The 18,936-nt window shown below is 41.1% G+C and carries 16 protein-coding genes and 2 pseudogenes; 6 read left to right on the top strand and 12 right to left on the bottom strand.

The window, feature by feature from the left end; genetic code table 11:
- The first annotated feature begins 592 nt into the window (after positions 1–592).
- A complete protein-coding gene (gene hppD / locus V7K69_RS15225; RefSeq protein WP_335035718.1) occupies positions 593–1,819 on the top strand; it encodes a 4-hydroxyphenylpyruvate dioxygenase in 1,227 nt (408 codons plus the stop codon).
- A 75-nt stretch (positions 1,820–1,894) separates the two neighbouring features.
- Here the strand turns inward: hppD and V7K69_RS15220 are convergent, their stop codons facing one another.
- The 7 genes from V7K69_RS15220 to V7K69_RS15190 all read right to left on the bottom strand — a co-directional run bounded on the left by V7K69_RS15220 (position 1,895) and on the right by V7K69_RS15190 (position 7,200).
- Positions 1,895–2,980, bottom strand: coding sequence for an alpha-hydroxy acid oxidase (locus V7K69_RS15220; protein ID WP_335035716.1), 1,086 nt, complete (start codon positions 2,978–2,980; stop codon positions 1,895–1,897).
- A gap of 41 nt (positions 2,981–3,021) precedes the next feature.
- Positions 3,022–3,888, bottom strand: a complete 867-nt coding sequence (locus V7K69_RS15215; RefSeq protein WP_335035714.1) for an aminotransferase class IV — start codon at positions 3,886–3,888, stop codon at positions 3,022–3,024.
- A gap of 919 nt (positions 3,889–4,807) precedes the next feature.
- Positions 4,808–5,575 (bottom strand): helicase-related protein, encoded by a 768-nt coding sequence (locus tag V7K69_RS15210; RefSeq protein ID WP_335035713.1) that lies wholly within the window; start codon positions 5,573–5,575, stop codon positions 4,808–4,810.
- Positions 5,576–5,813: 238 nt separating this feature from the next.
- Entirely contained in the window at positions 5,814–6,284 is a 471-nt protein-coding gene (gene ybaK / locus V7K69_RS15205; protein WP_335035712.1) for a Cys-tRNA(Pro) deacylase, read from the bottom strand.
- Positions 6,285–6,289: 5 nt separating this feature from the next.
- Entirely contained in the window at positions 6,290–6,688 is a 399-nt protein-coding gene (gene vapC / locus V7K69_RS15200; protein WP_335035710.1) for a type II toxin-antitoxin system tRNA(fMet)-specific endonuclease VapC, read from the bottom strand.
- Positions 6,685–6,939, bottom strand: a complete 255-nt coding sequence (locus V7K69_RS15195) for a hypothetical protein (RefSeq protein ID WP_335035708.1) — start codon at positions 6,937–6,939, stop codon at positions 6,685–6,687. The genes vapC and V7K69_RS15195 overlap by 4 nt, the downstream gene beginning before the upstream one ends.
- A gap of 12 nt (positions 6,940–6,951) precedes the next feature.
- Positions 6,952–7,200: a hypothetical protein gene (locus V7K69_RS15190; protein ID WP_335035706.1), complete on the bottom strand. Its 249-nt coding sequence runs from the start codon at positions 7,198–7,200 to the stop codon at positions 6,952–6,954.
- A gap of 153 nt (positions 7,201–7,353) precedes the next feature.
- On the opposite strand from V7K69_RS15190, the pseudogene V7K69_RS15185 reads away from it, so the two are divergent.
- Together V7K69_RS15185 and V7K69_RS15180 are read left to right on the top strand one after the other, a co-directional pair.
- Positions 7,354–8,146: pseudogene (locus V7K69_RS15185) on the top strand (IS5 family transposase).
- A gap of 50 nt (positions 8,147–8,196) precedes the next feature.
- Positions 8,197–8,605 (top strand): annotated as a pseudogene (locus V7K69_RS15180) (transposase); the annotation flags it as partial.
- A 95-nt stretch (positions 8,606–8,700) separates the two neighbouring features.
- Here the strand turns inward: V7K69_RS15180 and typA are convergent.
- Positions 8,701–10,491: a translational GTPase TypA gene (gene typA / locus V7K69_RS15175; protein ID WP_335035705.1), complete on the bottom strand. Its 1,791-nt coding sequence runs from the start codon at positions 10,489–10,491 to the stop codon at positions 8,701–8,703.
- A 505-nt stretch (positions 10,492–10,996) separates the two neighbouring features.
- Between typA and V7K69_RS15170 the strand changes: the two genes are divergently transcribed.
- The 3 genes from V7K69_RS15170 (at position 10,997) to V7K69_RS15160 (ending at position 15,238) form a co-directional block, all read left to right on the top strand.
- Complete coding sequence (locus tag V7K69_RS15170) at positions 10,997–12,367, top strand: serine/threonine-protein kinase (protein WP_335035703.1); 1,371 nt, start codon at positions 10,997–10,999, stop codon at positions 12,365–12,367.
- Between the two features lie 72 nt (positions 12,368–12,439).
- Entirely contained in the window at positions 12,440–13,906 is a 1,467-nt protein-coding gene (locus tag V7K69_RS15165; protein WP_335035702.1) for an ABC transporter substrate-binding protein, read from the top strand.
- Positions 13,907–14,185: 279 nt separating this feature from the next.
- A complete protein-coding gene (locus tag V7K69_RS15160; RefSeq protein WP_335035701.1) occupies positions 14,186–15,238 on the top strand; it encodes a hemerythrin domain-containing protein in 1,053 nt (350 codons plus the stop codon).
- An 81-nt stretch (positions 15,239–15,319) separates the two neighbouring features.
- On the opposite strand, the gene V7K69_RS15155 is transcribed toward V7K69_RS15160, so the two are convergent.
- The 4 genes from V7K69_RS15155 to V7K69_RS15140 form a co-directional block, all read right to left on the bottom strand.
- A complete protein-coding gene (locus tag V7K69_RS15155; RefSeq protein ID WP_335035699.1) occupies positions 15,320–16,504 on the bottom strand; it encodes a M20 family metallopeptidase in 1,185 nt (394 codons plus the stop codon).
- A gap of 227 nt (positions 16,505–16,731) precedes the next feature.
- Complete coding sequence (locus V7K69_RS15150; RefSeq protein WP_335035697.1) at positions 16,732–17,295, bottom strand: pentapeptide repeat-containing protein; 564 nt, start codon at positions 17,293–17,295, stop codon at positions 16,732–16,734.
- A gap of 950 nt (positions 17,296–18,245) precedes the next feature.
- Positions 18,246–18,494: a prevent-host-death family protein gene (locus V7K69_RS15145; RefSeq protein ID WP_193947779.1), complete on the bottom strand. Its 249-nt coding sequence runs from the start codon at positions 18,492–18,494 to the stop codon at positions 18,246–18,248.
- Between the two features lie 223 nt (positions 18,495–18,717).
- Positions 18,718–18,936: WD40 repeat domain-containing protein (locus V7K69_RS15140; RefSeq protein WP_335035694.1), on the bottom strand; the 219-nt coding region annotated here is incomplete at its 5' end.

Genomic DNA, 18,936 nt, shown 5'->3' with positions numbered 1-18,936 from the left:
ACCAGCTTAACTGTCTTAATTGTCTTAACTATTTCCTTAACTGTCTTAACTGTTCTTGCAATTTATTAAATAAAATGGGAATATTCTTTAACTAAACTTGTAAACAACTTAGCTTCAACAAATTAAAATTATTTCACCAGAATATTAGGTTGAATTCAACTTCCTTCGGGAGAGGAAACGAACAGGCAACAGTTCGCCTGTTCGTTTCCTCTCGCCACCGATGGGTCTTGTAGGTCTTAGTGGGGCTAACATCCCTACACTAAGACAGTCCCCGTTACCTTTTCCCCATTAAACAAAATACTATTTATGCACTATAAAATGCAAAATATATAAGACTCATATTGGATTTCTGAAAAAATTCTTACCCCAAAAAACGGCTCTTTCATACTTTCTACTCACTACTCCCAACATACGCAGATAATTTCAATAATCAAAATGAATTCCTAATATATGCACTAATTATTGTATGTATTGGATATAGTTTTAAATCTGAAACATTTATTTTTTAAAAAATATGATTATTAATTTTGTGAAATAATTGCTTGTATATATATTTGTAAGTAAAAAGTAAAAATAATAGTAAGTGTATTTAATGGTAAAAGCTATGAAAAAAACTGCAAAATCAATTTTAGGACATAACGAAATCTTAGAAGAAAAAATTCTTGAAAGTAATAATTTTTCTCCTATGAAAAATTCGCAATTAGCAGTTGAATTAAAATATGAAGCTGACCATCATCATTACATTGATGTACAAGAAATTGAGTACATCGAATTTTATGTTGGCAACGCTTATCAAGCAATGAATTTTTTTGTGAATGTTCTAGGTTTTAAAGCAGTTGCGTATGCTGGGTTAGAAACAGGTGTAAAGGATAGAGTATCTTACGTTATTGAATGTGAAGGTGTAAGATTAATTTTGACAAGTTCGTTAATCTACGATAGTCCAATATCTGAACACGTTAAGCGACATGGTGACAGCATTATAGATATTGCATTTATAGTAGATAATATCAATAATTCCTTAACAAAGGCTGTTCAATCTCAAGCACGCCCTATCCAAGAGCCTACAGTATTATGTTATGGACAAGACCAAGCAATTAAGGCAACGATCGCAGGTTACGGTCATCTTGTCCACTCTTTAGTTCAACGCCATCCATCTAAAAAGACGTTCTTACCAAACTATCAACCGATTCAATGCCCTGTTTTACCTAGTCAGAATCATATTGTGGCGATCGACCACCTTGCTTTTTGTGTTGAACAAGGTAACTTAGAATCTTGGAATTATTTTTATCATCAAGTATTCGGGTTTCATGAATCCCATCAAGAGGCCATAGCAACACAGTACAGTGCCATGAACTCTAAAGTACTAAGAAACGATAATGGCAAGATTAAATTCACTATTACAGAACCAGCAGCAGGTAACTGCCAATCACAGATTACTGAGTTCTTGACATTCAATTACGGATATGGAGTTCAACACTTAGCGTTTCTTTCCAACAATATATGTCAGACAGTACGCTTTCTTTGTAGTAATGGTATTGAATTTCTTCAAATACCTGCCACTTATTACAACCAGTTAGAGAAAAGGCTTGGTCACGCGATTCCAGAGATTAAGACATTTCAAGAATTAAATATACTTGTAGATAAAGACCAAACTGGATACCTCATGCAAGCCTTCACTAAACCAATACAGAGTCGTCCAACTTTCTTTTTGGAGATTATTGAAAGAAAGGGAGCAGAAGGCTTTGGTAGTGGTAATATCAAAGCTCTTTTTGAAGCAGTTGAATCTGAACAAAGACGACGCGGAAACTTGAAAACTTGAGTGTTTTCCAAATAAAAACATTCTGTTGCCGGAGGCTAACTACTTCCGCCTGGGTTCGTGAATGGACAACAAAGCTTAAACTTGCTTGATTAAACTTGCGTCTATCTCTTGTATTGTTCTACAGCCACTTAATGCCATTGCAATACTTAACTCATCCTGTAATATTTCTAGGACTTTTCTAACACCAGCTTCTCCAGCAACAGATAATCCCCACAATACAGGACGACCAACCAAGACAGCTTTTGCACCTAATGCTAGAGCTTTCAAAATATCAGTACCCCGCCGAAAACCACTATCTACTAGCACATCTACATGATCGCCAACCGCAGCCACAACATCACTTAAAGCGTCGATTGTGGCGATCGCACCATCTAGTTGCCGACCTCCATGATTAGATACAATCACTCCTTGGACTCCATATTCTACAGCCCGCACTGCATCATCTGGGCGTAAAATGCCTTTAACCACCAGAGGTAGATTAGTTTGCGATCGCAGCCAATCAATATCTTTCCAAGTTAATGCTGGATCGAATTGTTGAGCAACATAGGCAAATACCCCTGATTCCCCAACTGTTTCGGGAATTTTGCATCCAGATAAATTTGCTAATTCCAACCCAGATGGCAAAGTAAAGTTATTTTGCTGATCCCTTTCTCTGCGTCCCAGCACAGGTACGTCTACTGTCAGGCATAAAGCATTGAAACCAGCAGCTTCCGCTCTTTGAATCAAATCGCGCGTTAGAGAGCGATCGCGATGAATATATAATTGAAACCACAAATGTTGAAGATTTTCACTTTTAACTTTAATAGCCACCTCCTCTAAACTTTTGGTTGACATGGTGCTAAGAACCATACCTGCACCGAATGCAGATGCAGCCCTAACAGTTGCTAGTTCCCCTTCCGCATCTGCTAAACACTGAAATGCCATAGGCGCAATCAATATTGGTATATCTAGCTGTTTTCCTAAGATTTTTGTGCTTAAATCCTGTTGGCTGACATCCACTAACATTCGAGGACAAAGCTTGTAACGTTCAAACGCACGTCGGTTGTCGAGTAATGTCACCTCATCCCAAGCGCCACTAGCATAATAATCTAATACTGTTTGAGGTAGCCTTTGTTTTGCTAAAGATTCGTAGTCAAAAAGATTGATGAGTTTAGGATTCATTAATTCACCAAAAAGAGCGTTAGTAGGACTGTATATTTTGGTTATTGATGAGTAATTTCCCGAAATTCCTTTAATAATTTGATAAATACCGGATGTTTTGAGGAATTCCAATACTCCATTTCCAACCTATCAATAGGTCTTAACTCCATGAGAGTAGATGCTAAGAAAGCCCCTTCAAACTTGAATACCTCATGAACTTTCACATCTTGTTCTATGACTTCAATGCCTAAAGATTTTGCCAGTTCTATGATTGTAAAACGAGTAATTCCTGGAAAAATATCAGGGTCAAGAGAGGGAGTAATAATAGTATCTGCATCTAGAAAAAATAAGTTAGCTGCTGATGCTTCCAATATTTTGCCTTCTCTGTTAGTCATCAGACCATCATCAAAACCTGCTTGCTTTGCAGCCTGTCTAACTAAATAACTGTTGACATAAGTTCCTCCTACCTTCCAAGCCACAGGAATTGCACGACTGGAAACGCGCTCTACTGGAGAAATGTGGCAACTAAGGGACTGATCCACATTTCGAGGAGCAATAACACCAAAGATAGCTACATCTACAGGCATTTCTTCACTACCTGTGACGTTAATCTGAGGACTAGGGCGATAGACAATCGGACGAATATAGTAATTAGCAGAAGGAATTTTTTTGAGCAGTAATTCAACCCCCAAACTTAATTCGTCTTCAGACCATGAAAAGTCTAGCCCCATATGCTTAGAACCATGACAAAGACGTTGAAAATGTTCACTCATCCGATGAACATAGTAATGGTCGTTATTCCAATAAGCCATCATACCGTCAAAAACAGAAATACCTAAATGAAGAGAGTGGCTGGCAATTGACGGTGCAGCTTGCTCTAACTGGACGATGCGACCATTATGCCAGGCAATTTGTGTAGGTTCAAACATCTTGAAGGTCACTCCTAAATAAGTTAAATCTCAGTCAGCTATTTCCTAAACTTCTATGCCGCTCCTCTACCGAAAACTGCCCCATCATCTCCTACAACTTAACAGCCACCCCATCCAATGTATGGACGACCCCACTTGACATCACCAGCACAATCTGATCGCTGCCGTCTGCCCACTTAAAGGGGCTACTGATGTCGGCTGTGCGACGGTATTCTTGCCCTCAGCCCAATAAATGCAGAGGTTATTGCATCTAAAGGATGCGATCGCTTTTCATTAATGGGGAGTATAGATAGTATCAACTCAGAAATCAAGGCAAGGCGGATAAACCCTAATCGCCATCAACTAACACTTCCGCAGTCAAGAGCGTAGTATGCGCGGCGGAAATTGCTCAAATCAATGGATGGTATCTTTCTAATCCTCATTTATCACTTTTGCTAGATAATAATCTAGGAAGCTTACAGCATAAGGATTTTACCAAAAAAGCTTGATTTGGGACATTCTATTAGAAAATAAACGCTCAAACACTTGTTATATATCTTGTTATATATAAAGTTGAAAATTTGGCTTAGATTTTTCTTTCCTCTCTCAGGTTGAAAATGTGTATTGAATGGCGGCTGTGCTTTTGGCAAGTAACATCAAGTAGGTAGCATAGTTATCACCTCTGTTAGACTTAAGCATTTTCTTAAAAATATGGCGAAGATGCAAGGACAGTTAAAACAGTTAAGACACTTAAAAAATTTTAGTAAATTAATTTTTTGAGCGGTTCACTGTCAAACCTCTAAATTCAGTAGATCACAAACTTTTTCCCAAAGGGCGATCTTACAAATTTTGTAGAGGCGATCGCTGTAATTTCCGGTCAATCCGTCCGTTACGCTGTTCCATCCTCGACGGATTCCACGGCACATCAAAGTGGAACAAGTCAGCCACAGTTGTTTTGCAGGTTCACCCCTTCTCGTGCTGCATCTGTGGCAATCAGGATTCGCAGGGGATGACGCGCCGGGTCAGCGTTAAATGCACTTTTAATCGCTTCGCGGCGTTCTTCTCCAATACCCCCATGAAATACATCTATGCGTTCATGTTCACGATTAGAGTTAGCGATCGCACTTTGTAATTGCTGTTGTAAATAACGTTTAGTATCTGTATATTCTGTAAATATAATTACTCGTCGTTCTAACCAAGCAGCATTCGGTTGACCTAGATCGGGACAAAGATTTTGGCGAATCCACTCTACCAGTTGTTGAATTCGGGGATCTGGCTGGTAGCGAGAGGAATTAGCGACATCTGCCATTTCATCTAAAATCGCTAATTCACGGGCTGTTTGTCCCGCAGCTTGCATACTAGCTGCTGCCATTTGAGCATCTTCTTCTGCAATTACTTCCTCTTCGGAAAATTCAGCCCGTTCGTCATCTGCACCAGGGGATTCAAACAGCAACGGGAGACTGGCTTTATGTGTGGAGGGGCGGTGAGCCGCTTGCTTTTCCATCCCCGTTCGATGCACCTTTAAAGTCCGTGCAAATGCTTCAATGGAAGACAAAAGACGCTTTTGTAATGAAGTAATCACCAGCATTGCCGTAGTCTGGGTAGACTTCGCTGCATCTTTGAGCTTTTCCTCACGTAGATTGCGATATTGTTGCAGCAATTGATTGGGATAATTTGAGTTCGGGCGCGTCTTCTGGCAGGTTGTCAATAACTATAGGAAGAACGTAGCGTTGGGGAAACTCTTCTCCAATCTCCCGTAAATCTTGTTTTAAGCGCCATTCTCAAATCCTGTTGACATTACTTTGATATCGCAGTTCGATGAATTAAATCTTACCCTACCTCAGATGGTGTCACTTTGTTTCCCACCTTATTGCTGATCAGGCAAGTCCTCTTGTCAATAGGTTTTGAGACGCGCTAACCCTGGGTTTCTGAGGAAAATTTCTGTACTAATTTTGTACAATTGCTCCCAAAGTACCCTTAACTGTACGTAAATAATCATCTGGCGATAGCAGAAGCAACATACCTCGCATTCCACCAGAAACAGTGATCTGCTCAAATAGGGTTGCTGTTTCATCAAGGTAAACTTGATAGTCTTTTTTGCTAGCTAAAGCTGTCACACCCCCACGGATGTATCCTGTTAGTGGCTGGACTTCCTTCAGGGCAACTGTCTCAACCTTGCGGTTTCCTGAAATTCGAGCTAAAGCTTTCAAGTCTAACTGAGCATTTCCTGGCACAACAGCAAAACAAATACCTGTTGTGTCACCTCTGACTACTAAAGTCTTAAAAACTTGCTCTGGGGGAAGACCAACTTTGTGTGCTGTACTTTCAGCAGCGAGATCGTCAGGATCTACTTCATAGCTCAGGATTTGGTAGCGAATACCTAGTTTATCAAGTAGTCGAGCAGCATTAGTTTTCATTGCTGTTACTCCCAATCTTCAATTACCAGTCCACTAACGCGACTGAATTCTCTGGTGTTATGTGTGACTAATGTTAAGTTATGCGTCAAAGCAATGGCAGCTATTTGGAAATCATTAGGGCCTATTGGAGTACCTTTTGCGAATAATTCTGCACGAATTCTACCGTAAGTGAGGGCAGTAACATCATCAAAAGGTAATGAAACAAACAAATTGAGAAACTGCTGTTGTCGAGCTAAAGTAATTTGGGGATTATTGCTTTTCATTGCGCCATAAAACAACTCTGCCTTGACTACTGAACACACAGCAATCTCTTTTACATTTGTTGAGCGTAAGCGTTCTCGAATTAAGAGCGACCTACCGTTGAGATAACGAGCGCAAACATTGGTATCTAATAAGTACCTCACACAATTTCTTCCCTTGTCTCGAAATCACCTTCAGAGTCGATAACAATTGGATCGTCTTGACAGCTACCGTAAGTCTGCTCAAAAAAGCCGGGTGGCCATCCCAGTTCTTCTGGTGTTTTTGTAGGTGTTGATGGTTCTATTTGTTGATAAATCACTACGACTTCCATTTCTTTGTCTGTTATGCCAACAGGAATCTCAAGGTGCAAAATGCCATCACCCCCAACATGAGAACATAACTTAATACTTTGCATTACTTTTTTCTCCTAGTCCTTGGTTGATTGAAAATTACGGGGTATCTTATCTATGATGCCGTATTCTTTTTCAATCACACTCAACAACTTCTTCTCCATAGCTGTCAAATACGGTCGCTTCAACTCTCCCAAGTGCTTTAAGACATCATGGGTAGCCTCTTCCAAGTTTTGATTTTCCCATAGCCTATGAATGCGTAGGCGTAGCCCGCCGCAGGCATCGCTTCCTGTGGGAGAAATAGCACCATCGCTGATTAACTGCATCTGCTGAGATTCGGATGAATAAGCCAATTCCTGAGAAATTATCTCGCCAAATCGACGCAGGTGTTAGAGGTTGTTTGAAAAGTCGGAGAGATAGTAAAAAAGCTCTCTCAGTATACGCTGTGAATAGATAATAGACAGCACTGAGAGAGCAACATGAGTAAAGCATACCCCAGCAATCTGACCCGTGTTCAATATGAATTTCTGAGTGAGATGATTCCAGAACCAAAACCCGGTGGTCGCAAGCGAGAAGTTGATATGTGGTCAGTCCTGAATGCAATTTTCTATATTTTGGTAGAAGGAGTGAGATGGCGAGCGCTACCAGGTGACTTTCCCGTCTGGCAGACGGTATACAGCTATTTTCGTAAATGGCGCAAAGACGGAACGTGGTTGAAAATTCACGATAGTCTGCGGCAGTGGACACGGATTGAAGAGGAGCGGCATCGAAGCCCATCGGAAGCGATCATCGATAGTCAAAGCGTCAAGAGTGCAGCGATGGTAAGTCAATCTGTGGGCTTTGATGCAGGTAAGAAAATTTGCATGACGCAAGCGATTTATAACGGTTGATACCTTGGGATTAGTCCTGCGGGTCTTAGTCACTGCTGCCAATGTGGGTGAACGCGAGGGAGGTAAACAAGTTCTCAAGCGGGTCAAACAGTCTCAAAAGCAGGTATCTCGTTTGACAACCCTCTGGGTTGATGGCGGCTTTGACGGTGAGCCGTTTATGCAGTGGGTGATGGACTTTTGCCGTTGGATTGTGCAGGTGGTGTTGCGCCCAGAGCAAACCTTGGGCTTTGTTTTGCTCAAAAAACGTTGGGTGGTGGAGCGCACTTTTGGTTGGTTGATGGGATGTCGCTGATTGGTTCGAGATTATGAATTACTACCTGAAACATCGGAGACTTTTATTTATATTGCCATGATCCGTATCATGGTGAGGCGTTTAGCATAAAATTTGACCTCTAAAAACTTTTCAAACAACCTCTAAATGTCACTATCACTATCACTCCTGGTAATGTTGATGACCGTCAGCCTGTACATGATTTGCTGAGTGGTCTGTTTGGCAAAATTTTTGGTGTTAGTGAAGCTTACCGAAGGTATCGTGGTTATGTCTCCCAAAAACTCGCTTCTCAACTTTTACAAGACTTCGGAATTGAATTTTTTGCTAAACCACGCCGCAACATGAAGAACAAGTTGATGCGTCTTCACGACAAGCTTTTGTCCCGTAAACGCTCCATAATTGATTGAAACCATCAACGACCAACTTAAAAACATTTCCCAAATTGAACATTCCAGACATCGTAGTCCCATTAATTTTTGTGTTAATGTTCTATGCGGATTAATTGCCTATTGTCACCAACCTAAGAAACCTAGCCTTCAACTTGAGTGGCTTTTACCTTCAGATGTTTAACCCGAACTCAGGTTAATTTAAACAAAATGCAGTAGATAACAAAATAAAAAGCCCGCTAATGCGGGCTTTCTAAATCTATTAAGTTATTGCTTTACTTACCGTTTTGCTAACTTCTTCGACATCTTCCGCAGACGAATCGATTGGGGTGTAACTTCCACCAATTCATCGGGGCCAATGTATTCCAAAGCACGCTCTAGGCTCATGTCTATTGGTGCTTGCAACTGAACCAATTCGTCGCCACCAGCCGCACGGTGGTTAGTCAATTGCTTGGTTTTACAGATATTTAGTTCCAAATCTTGAGAACGATTGTGTTCTCCCACGATCATGCCTCTGTAAACCTTTGTGCCGGGAGTAATAAAGAATGCTCCTCTATCTTCGGCATTTCTCATGGCGTAGAAGGTAGAAACGCCTTCTTCAAAGGAGATTAAAACGCCTTTGTTACGGGCTTCAATATCACCACTGATTTGTCGATAGTCTAAAAAGCTGTGGTTCATGATGCCTTCGCCACGAGTCATCCGCATAAACTCACCCCGGAAACCAATCAAACCACGGGCGGGAATGACAAACTCTAACTGGGTGCGATCGCCACTACCTGGCTGCATATCTTGCATTTCGCCTTTGCGTTGTCCCAGGCGTTCAATACAGCTACCCACACCATCAGCAGGAATGTCTAACACCAAGAGTTCGTAAGGTTCGCAAGGTTGACCGTTGATTTCACGGTAAATTACTTGTGGCTGAGATACCTGAAACTCGAAACCTTCCCTACGCATGGTTTCAATTAAGATACCCAAGTGGAGTTCACCACGACCGGAAACGAGGAATTTGTCGGGAGAATCGGTTTCTTCGACACGCAAAGCAACGTTGGTTTCAAGTTCGCGGAAAAGGCGATCGCGTATTTGTCTTGATGTCACCAACTTGCCTTCTTGACCAGCAAAGGGCGAATCATTCACCCAGAAGGCCATTTGCAAGGTTGGTTCATCCACTTTAATGAGTGGTAAAGCTTGCGGTTCATTGGGGTCAGTAATCGTTTCCCCAATATAAGCATCAGCGAAACCAGACACCGCAACGATATAACCTGCGGTTGCTTCTTCCATCTCTACGCGCTTCAGTCCATCGAAGCCCATCAATTTGGTAATTTTGCCCTTGACAATAGTACCATTCTCTGTTACTAAAGCTGCTTGTTGTCCTGAGCGGATAGTACCGTTGTGAATTCTGCCAATGACAATCCGTCCCAGATATTCAGAATAATCTAGGGTTGTAACTTGCAATTGCAGAGGCTTAGTGCTGTCGCCTACTGGTGGTGGAACGTGTTGCAGAATCGCATTAAACAGGGGTTGCATATCTACCGATTCAGCTTCCAAGCTTTCCTTGGCGAAACCTGCCATACCGGAGGCAAACAGATAGGTAAAATCGCACTGGTCTTCATCTGCGCCTAATTCCAAGAACAGATCCAAAACTTTATCGACGGCAACGTGGGGGTCAGTTTTACCACGATCGATTTTGTTGATAATAACAATGGGGCGCAGCCCTTTTTCTAAAGCTTTTTTGAGAACAAAGCGGGTTTGGGGCATGGGGCCTTCATTGGCATCGACAATCAGAAGACATCCGTCAACCATGCCGAGGACGCGTTCAACTTCGCCACCAAAGTCAGCGTGTCCAGGAGTATCAACAATATTGATTAGTGTTTCTTTGTAGCGAACCGCCGTGTTTTTAGACAGGATAGTAATACCCCGTTCCCGTTCTAGGGCGTTGGAGTCCATAACGCAATCCGGAACGTCTTCGCCTTCGCGGAAAATGCCGGATTGTTTGAGGAGTGCGTCAACCAGCGTGGTTTTGCCGTGGTCAACGTGGGCGATAATTGCGACGTTGCGAATTGGGAGCGTCATAGAAACTTTTGGTGAACTCTAGAGGGGGTTTTAAGATTTACATTTGAATGCTAGGCTGTTTTAACAGAACTGGGGATGATCAGCAAATTCTGTAAAGAACCTTTAACAATTCTAGCGTAATCGTCACAATTGCGGTGAGGTTTGTCAAGGTTGCATAAGAGAGAAAGTTAGGCAGGGTGAATATTTACTTAGCGTTGAATTATTTACCCGATTTTATTAGAAGATTTAACTGAATGTAGTTTAACAGTGGGTAAATGTCTGTTTAAAACTTCTAAGTACAGATGAGCGTGTATATTACCTTGTTATAAAAAATTTGAATTCTAAAGTGCAATGCTGCTCCATTTGCTAAGTTTCAACAAGATTTTTTTAATCCGGCGATAAAACTCGCCAATATTCTACAGCAACTACAACAAGTATCCATGTAGAAACGTTGCAGTACAGAGTTTATACGGAATTCAAAGTATAATTTAAAAATTAATAAACTGACAGCAATAAAATAATTATTATGATCTGCTGCCTAAACCCTAATTGCGAGAATCCTCAAAATCCTGATGGGACAAATTACTGCCTCAGTTGTGGGACACAGTTGCGATCGCTACTTAGAAATCGTTACCGCATTATCGCACCGTTAGGGAGAGGAGGGTTTGCACGCACATACGTAGCAGAGGATATAGACAAGCTAAATGAACGATGTGTTGTTAAGCAACTGGTTCTCAGTCAATTTTATGGCAGTCAAGGTACTCACGCACATCAAAAAGCAACTCAATTGTTTGAACGAGAGGCCAAACGTCTACAAGAATTAGGGGAACATCTACAAATTCCCAATTTGTATGGATATTTTAAAGAAGGTGAATATCTGTATTTAGTACAGCAGTTTATCGAAGGTCAAAATCTGTTGCAGGAGTTAAAACAACACGGTTTTTTTGATGAAGGTAAGATTCGATCTTTTTTAAATGATTTATTATCTGTGCTGGTTGCCATACATCAACAGCAAATAATTCATCGAGATATTAAGCCAGAAAATATTATTCGCCGTCAGAGTGATAATAAGTTAGTACTAATTGATTTTGGGGTTTCAAAGCAAAAAACGGAAACTACAACTACTGCAATTGGGACAATTATTGGTTCATTAGGTTACGCACCAATTGAGCAAATGCAATTTGGTAAAGTTTTTCCTTCCAGTGATATGTATAGTTTAGGCGTAACTTGCTTTCATCTACTAACAAATATTTCTCCCTCGAATTTCTGGCTCAAACAAGGCTATGCTTGGACTTCTAGTTGGCGAAAGCATTTGACACAACCTATAAGTCAAGAATTAGAATCGATTCTGGATAAATTACTCCAAGAAAATCATGAGCAGCGTTATCAGTCTGCACAGGCTGTCTTACAAGACTTGAATAATCTACCACCACTCAGGCATACATTACCTCCTACAGTCATTTCACCTTCTAAACTATTAGAATCAGAACCACAAGCTCAACAAAAAACAATTGGATATCTACCACGATTTTCTAATCGTAAACTACTATCTGGAGCCATAATTACAGGTTCAGGTAGTTCATTGTTAGCGATCGCACTTATTAGTTTTTTAGGCACTACTTGGATTAGCTCTGGATTGTGGCTGCTAATTTTAGGTGGGGTAATCTTAATTCAATCTCGTTCGCTTTTGGAAAAAAGTTATTTAATTGTGATTGCTATCATAGCAAATTCACTAATTGTCTTGACTTTCAAAAACTTGCTCACAAATAATCTTCTTCAATCTGGAATTAATGGATTTTTGCTTATAGTATTACTAGCTTTACTTGCAGGTTTTTTGACATTTATTATTGTGAGTATGTCAGAAATAATAAACAAACTTATTTCTAAATATTTTTAAAATTTAATAGTAAGTGAATTTTCCAGTGTATATTAATTTTTAATAAGCTTTGTATAATTGGGAGTATTATTCATGACAAATAAAAAAGAGAACCTGAAGTTGCTTATTTCTTTGGGGCTGGCTGGAGTAATGGTAGCAGCTATTTTGTGGGTAATTAGGCAACTTTCTTCTAGTATAGTAGTAACATCATTAAACAACCCCACATCTAGTTCAAGTGAAGTTAAGAATAAACCTCCATTGATGAATCTGGGTACAAGAATTTTGTTGAAGGTGCAAACATACCCTGAGAAAACAGATGGAGTTAAAGCTTTTGAGCAAAAAGATTTTATCACTGCTATTCAAAAGTTTAGCGCTTCATTAAAAAATAATCCAAATGACCCTGAAACTCTAATTTATTTAAATAACGCTAAAATTGCACGCGATAATTCTAACGCTCTAAAAGTTGCTGTGATAGCATCAATTAATTTTGACTCTAATTTATCAGAAGAAATTTTGCGTGGTGTAGCTCAAGCTCAAAATGAAATTAATAACCAAGGAGGAATTAATGGTAAGAAGCTGCAAATTGTGATTGCCAGTGCTGAGAATAGAGAAGATTTTGCACGATTAGATAATGAATTATTTCAAGACAAGAGCATTGTGGCAGCAGTGGGAGTTAGACGTAATGCTGCAATTTATAATGAAAAGCACTTGGTGTTAGTCTTTCCTGTCGAGCGCCCAACTCAAGCGGAAAATCAAGAAAAGTTAGATAATAATGCAATAAGTAGTGAGCCAAGTAGTTCCACAACTAACTACTTATTTCATGTAAATCCGCTATATACTAATTTAGTAGATACTCATGCTCGTTACATTGCTCGACAGGGAAGAAATGTTGCTATTTGTGGCGATATTCGTAGCTCAAGAGATAATGCAGGTTCCTCATCTAATAAGATACTTGTAGAACAGTACACTCAAGCTCTGCAAAAATATGGAAGTAAGGTTATTAACACGCCTTGCAATTTGGCAGACAAAGATTTGGACTATAGAGCTTTTGTAGATAAAGCTATAGAAACAGAAAATGCCAGTGGCTTTTTACTATTACCTTCAGTCAGAAATATATATTTTGCCACCAAAGTAGCACAAGAGGTTAAAGGCAGAAAACCTCTCTTTGCTTCCGAAACTATGTACAGTTCAACAACTTTGCAAAATGGCATGGATCTAGAGGGAATGGTACTACCTGTGTATTGGCATCGTGATGCTAATAAAAATAATCTATTTGCAGAAAATGCTTTTAAGCTTTGGAATGCACGGGTAAATCAGAGAACAGCTGGAGCTTATGATGCACTCCAAGTAATTATCACTGGACTGAAACAAGATAACACCCGAGAAGGGTTGCAAAAGGTATTGTCTAATCGTGATTTTTCAACTTCTGGAGCCACAGGAATGATTAAGTTTTCGCCTTCAGGTGAGCGCCAAGGAGAAGCGTTACTAGTCAAAATCGAGCGTTGTGAGCGTTGTTCTTCTGGAAGTGATTATGATTTTGCCCTCTTGAATAAGAAGTAATTTTTTGACATGAATTTTCATTCCAGAGATATAGATTGCTTCAAAATTAGGTAATATCTTTATCTGTTCAATTATGATGTAATACTAAATATCTGTCCCTAATTTAGAACTATAAATCTGGGCGATCGCTTTAATTTGTATTTCTGTTGTGTAACGCTAAACTTTTTTCTACCCACCGTTGCGAAGGCTATCACTCAAAAGAAAGAGGGAATCTCCCTAAGCTGTGTGTCAAGGTTATATCAGTAATAACTACGAACACTTTGCCGAGGAGAACTACGGATGGTAGCTACTTTAGATGATACAAAACGCAATGCCATTGCTGTGAAATTGGCAAGTATCAAAGCACTTCAACAGTTGGTTATCGAAAATGAGCAATCGCTTTTGAGAGAAGGACTTGATGCCGAAATTGCCGATCGCATCCGCAATTTTCTCAACGATGACGAAAAAAATCTTGGCGTTCTGGAAACTGTAATTGGTCAGTATGGCATTCAGGCTGAACCCAAAAAAAATGTTACACAATTCATTGAAAAAGCTCGTGAATTGTTCAAAGGTTCTGAATTGAGCCTGTATGAAAAAGTATCTCAGCATGAATTGCTGAAACATCAACTAGTAATGAGTGGCTTGATAGTTCACAAGGCTGCTCAAAAAGTTGGCGCTGATGTGTTGCTAGCGATCGCACCTTTGAACACCATTAACTTTGAGAACCGCGCTCACCAAGAACAACTCAAAGGCATTCTGGAGATTCTGGGTGTCCGTGAACTCACTGGACAAGATGCAGATCAAGGAATTTGGGCACGAGTTCAAGACGCTATGGCCGCAGTTAGTGGTGTAGTAGGTAGCGCTGTAACCCAAAACAGCGACAAAAAGGATCTAAATATCCAGGATGTCATCCGCCTCGATCACAACAAGGTAAATACTCTATTTACCGAACTCCTGCAAAGCAACGATCCGCAAAAAATCCAAGAGTACTTCGGTCAAATTTACAAGGATTTAACAGCCCATTCTGAAGCTGAAGAAGAAATTGTATACCCAAGAGTACGTGCTTTCTACGGTCAAGATAATACCCAAGAACTGTATGACGAGCAAGCTCATGCGAAGCAGGCATTAGACGAAATTAAGGCCATTAGCCCATCTTCACCACAATTCAAAGAGAAAGTGAAAGAGCTATTAAATGCTCTCGGCGATCATATTCGTCAAGAAGAAAGCACACTATTCGCTGCCATTCGCAATAACTTGACCACTGAGCAAACTGAGCAATGGGCTACCGAATTCAAAGCTGCTAAAACCCGAATTCAAGAGAAATTGGGTGTTGTTAGCGAATCCAATGTGTAGGATGCTTTCGAGCTTTCTATAGCCGCTAAAAAAAGTTAGTTAAACAAAAACTCCCAGCACATTAGCGCTGGGAGTTTTTGTTTAAAAATTTTGCTGGCAGTATTTATAAGCGGCATAAGCCATAGTTACAACCCCGGTGATAATGGCAGCTTCATCAACTTCAAATTGGGGATGGTGTAATGGGTGGTTAATGATTCTTTCTTTGTAGCCTACACCCAAGCGAAACATGGAACCAGGGGCGTGTTCCAAATACATCGAAAAATCTTCAGCACCAAGGGAAGGTTCGGGTAAAACTTGAACGCGATCGCTACTCCAAGCTTCTTCTGCGGCTGATTGTAACAATTGCGTTAAGGTATAATCATTTTGGACACTGGGTACACCCTGGCGATAATTGACTTGATATTTTGCCCCGTAGGTCTGGCAAACATTAGATACAATATTTTCAATCCAGTTGGGGAGATGGGCGCGAGTTTCGGGATGGAGCGATCGCACTGTTCCCAATAACTGCACTTTATCCGCAATTATATTCGGCGCTCTGCCACCATTAATCTTCCCGATACTCAATACTACAGGACGCAAGGGGTTTTGCGTTCGGCTGATGGCTTGTTGCAATGCAGTAATAACTTGGCAAGCAATCCAAATTGCATCAATGGCCTCATGAGGACGCGCCCCATGTCCAGATTCTCCCATAACTAGAATTTCTAAATCATCTGCGGCGGCTGTTAATGCCCCGTAACGCACGCCAATAGATCCTGCGGGTATAGAAGGAAAAACATGAACCCCTAATACAGCCGAGACGTTTTTCATCGCCCCATCTTTCACCATCCAGCTTGCCCCTTGAGCAATTTCCTCGGCTGGTTGAAATAGAAACCGCACTTTCCCACCCAATTCTTCTGCCATCTGGGATAGAACCATTGCTGTTCCTAACCCCACGGTGGTATGAACATCGTGACCACAAGCGTGCATAACACCCTCTGCGCGAGAGGCAAATTCCAAATTTGTGCCCTCTTGAATTGGCAAGGCATCCATATCGGTGCGAATTGCCAATAAACGGTCATTTTGACCAGTGCCTTGGAGTTCTCCAACTACGCCCGTTTTGCCAACTCCCTCTTGTACGTGCAGACCACTGGAAGACAAAACACCGGCTACGAAGGCTGCTGTTTGGTACTCTTGACCACTGAGTTCTGGATGAGAGTGGATGTGGCGGCGAATTTCAATCAAGCGAGGCGCTAGTTTTGTTGCTAAGTCTTTAATATGGGTAAGCATCGATTCAATTAATCTACAAGCTTTTTTCCCATGATAAAGAACCATTAACAAACAAAATGCTTTTGCTATACAAGGTGAAGGGGGAAGGGAGCAGGGGACAAGGTGACAAGGTGACAAGGGGACAAGGGGACAAGGTGACAAAAGTTTAGAACTTACAACAAGTCTTTCCCCTTGTCCCCCATTCTCCTTGTCCCCAATTCCCCATTCCCAATTCCCCATTCCCCAGTTTATTTTGAATAACAGGTTGTGCCTGGAGTATTTTCGGGTTTGAACTGGTTACATTCTCTGGGATTTTGACGTTCTAAAGACCAACCATAGGGCTTATCGGAGGTGACGACACCATTCGCCATAGTTGTTAGTCGGAAGTTAGCGCCCCGAAAATTAGTAAACTGCAATTTAGCATCTTTTAAGTTTGCTGCTTCCAAATTGGCACTAATGAAACCGGCATAAGATAAATCAGCGTTTTCTAGAGATGCTGATTTCAAATTTGCTCCAGTTAAGGAAGCACCTGTAAGATTGACCGAATTTAGAATCGCACCTTCTAAATTTGCACCGGTGAGATCAGCATTGGTAAGATTAGCTTTAGATAATGTTGCACCACTCAAGTCAGCCCCTCGCAAATTTGCTCCAGTTAGATTCAGTTGAGTTAGGTCAGCACCATTCAAACTACACCTGGGACAAGCATTTGTTGCCTTCAACTGATCCAAATCTAGTTGATTTAACGCCATGGCCTGCTCTGCAAACCCAAAACAAGCTAACAAAACGACGGTAGCAACAATCTTAAATTTCATATTTTTTACAGATATCTACAAAAATGACAAGTTACGCACATTGCGTACTGTCATACTTACATATACCGCTTCTCTAGGGAAGAACAGGGATGAAGCATTCATTAAGAAGCTGTAAAAATACTATAAATTCTAATCGTAATACTACCCAAACTGAAATATAGGCTATAGAATCGATTCGTAAGGAACTATACCGAACCTCTTATAGACTACCATATATGTGATCCCCCTAGCTCGATGAAAAATACGACTAGGGGGATCTTGTTTTTGGGCACTTGATTAAAACCATAAACTCTACATATAAGTTGAGTTGAACCTTCGCGTAGCGTCCCGTAGGGAAGTAAAACCCAACAAATCAATGAAAATGTTGGGTTTCGTTCCTCAAAGCGCGATCGCCACTGAAGTTTACCCAAAACGCGATCGCCGATAGCGTATTGGTTAAATCAGCTTTTCAACGATCGCCCCTTATCCGTCACCATCCAAAATGCTGCTGATATCTTGTGTTGCGTAGCGCGATCGCCTACTCTGCATCAGGTTCAATAGGCGCTTGACGACTGTGGCGGACATGAATAATAGCTACAACATCCTCCTCAACCACAAACAATACTCGATATTGTCTACGTTTACCGACGAAGAGTTGACGAATTTCTCGCCCAATCGCTTGTGCTTCAGGCGCTATTGGGCATCATTTGGGAAATACGTGCAGGGAGGCAATCTCATCTTGCAGGTCGTAATACCATTAGACTTCTTGCAGAAGTGGGGAAAGGGGAAGGGGTAAAGGGGAAAGGGATGAAATTTCCCCTTACCCTTTAACCTTTCCCCAACATCTTGGCATTTTTTACTTTTGCAAGATGTCTATTGATTAGAAGTTTCAGCATCAAGGTTGTCACATATCCAACGGTAAGTATTTTCTATGTCTTGAAACGCGGTTGGCTGGATCAAAACCTGATAAGTCATGGGCGAGGGGGAATCTGGAGTCGATGACGCAGTTCTTCTAAGGCTTGAGTAGCGGGAAGTCCTTCACCGCGATCAAACTCGGCTAATCCCTGTCGAAGACTGATGATGGTTTCCAAAGTGTCCAGTTCAAGTTCAGCAGATTGAATCGGATGCGCTTTAAGAAATTGCAAAAATTGCAGCACTGGTAGCAAGAGTTCATCGGACGTGTTTGCTAGTTCCTGGAATAAGAGTTCGCGTGTCGTCATGATGGCGATCGCCCTTTCTAAAAGTTGCTCTCAGTATACCAATCGTCTGTGAACTTTCCCGAAAATGCGATCGCCTTTAATATTTCCCCAAAGTGCAAAGGTTAAAACCCTTTTCTCCCTGCTCTCCTGACTTGAAAATACTCCTTCGATGAGTATCTATATAGATCCGTCTCACATCACATTTTCATTCATGGTGATGAAATTTTTTCATTGGGACTGCCCCCTACTCCTTGCCAATACCGTCGCACAAGTGCCTGTCACTCTCGCTAACGTTAGGATTATTTTGTAAATAACCCCGCACCCAATCACAACTGCGCCCCATTAAAGAATCTAACTCTAAATCTGGAAGATTCCAGAGTTTGATCGTCTTGTCAGCACTGCCAGAAGCCAAAGTCTTGCCGTCGGCGCTAAAACTGACGCTTAAGACAGAGCTATCATATCC

Origin of the sequence: Nostoc sp. (genome assembly GCF_036917775.1) — a bacterium.
GTDB lineage: Bacteria > Cyanobacteriota > Cyanobacteriia > Cyanobacteriales > Nostocaceae > Nostoc.
Note: the sequence above shows the minus strand (reverse complement) of the source record. Positions and strands in the feature narration are given on the sequence as shown.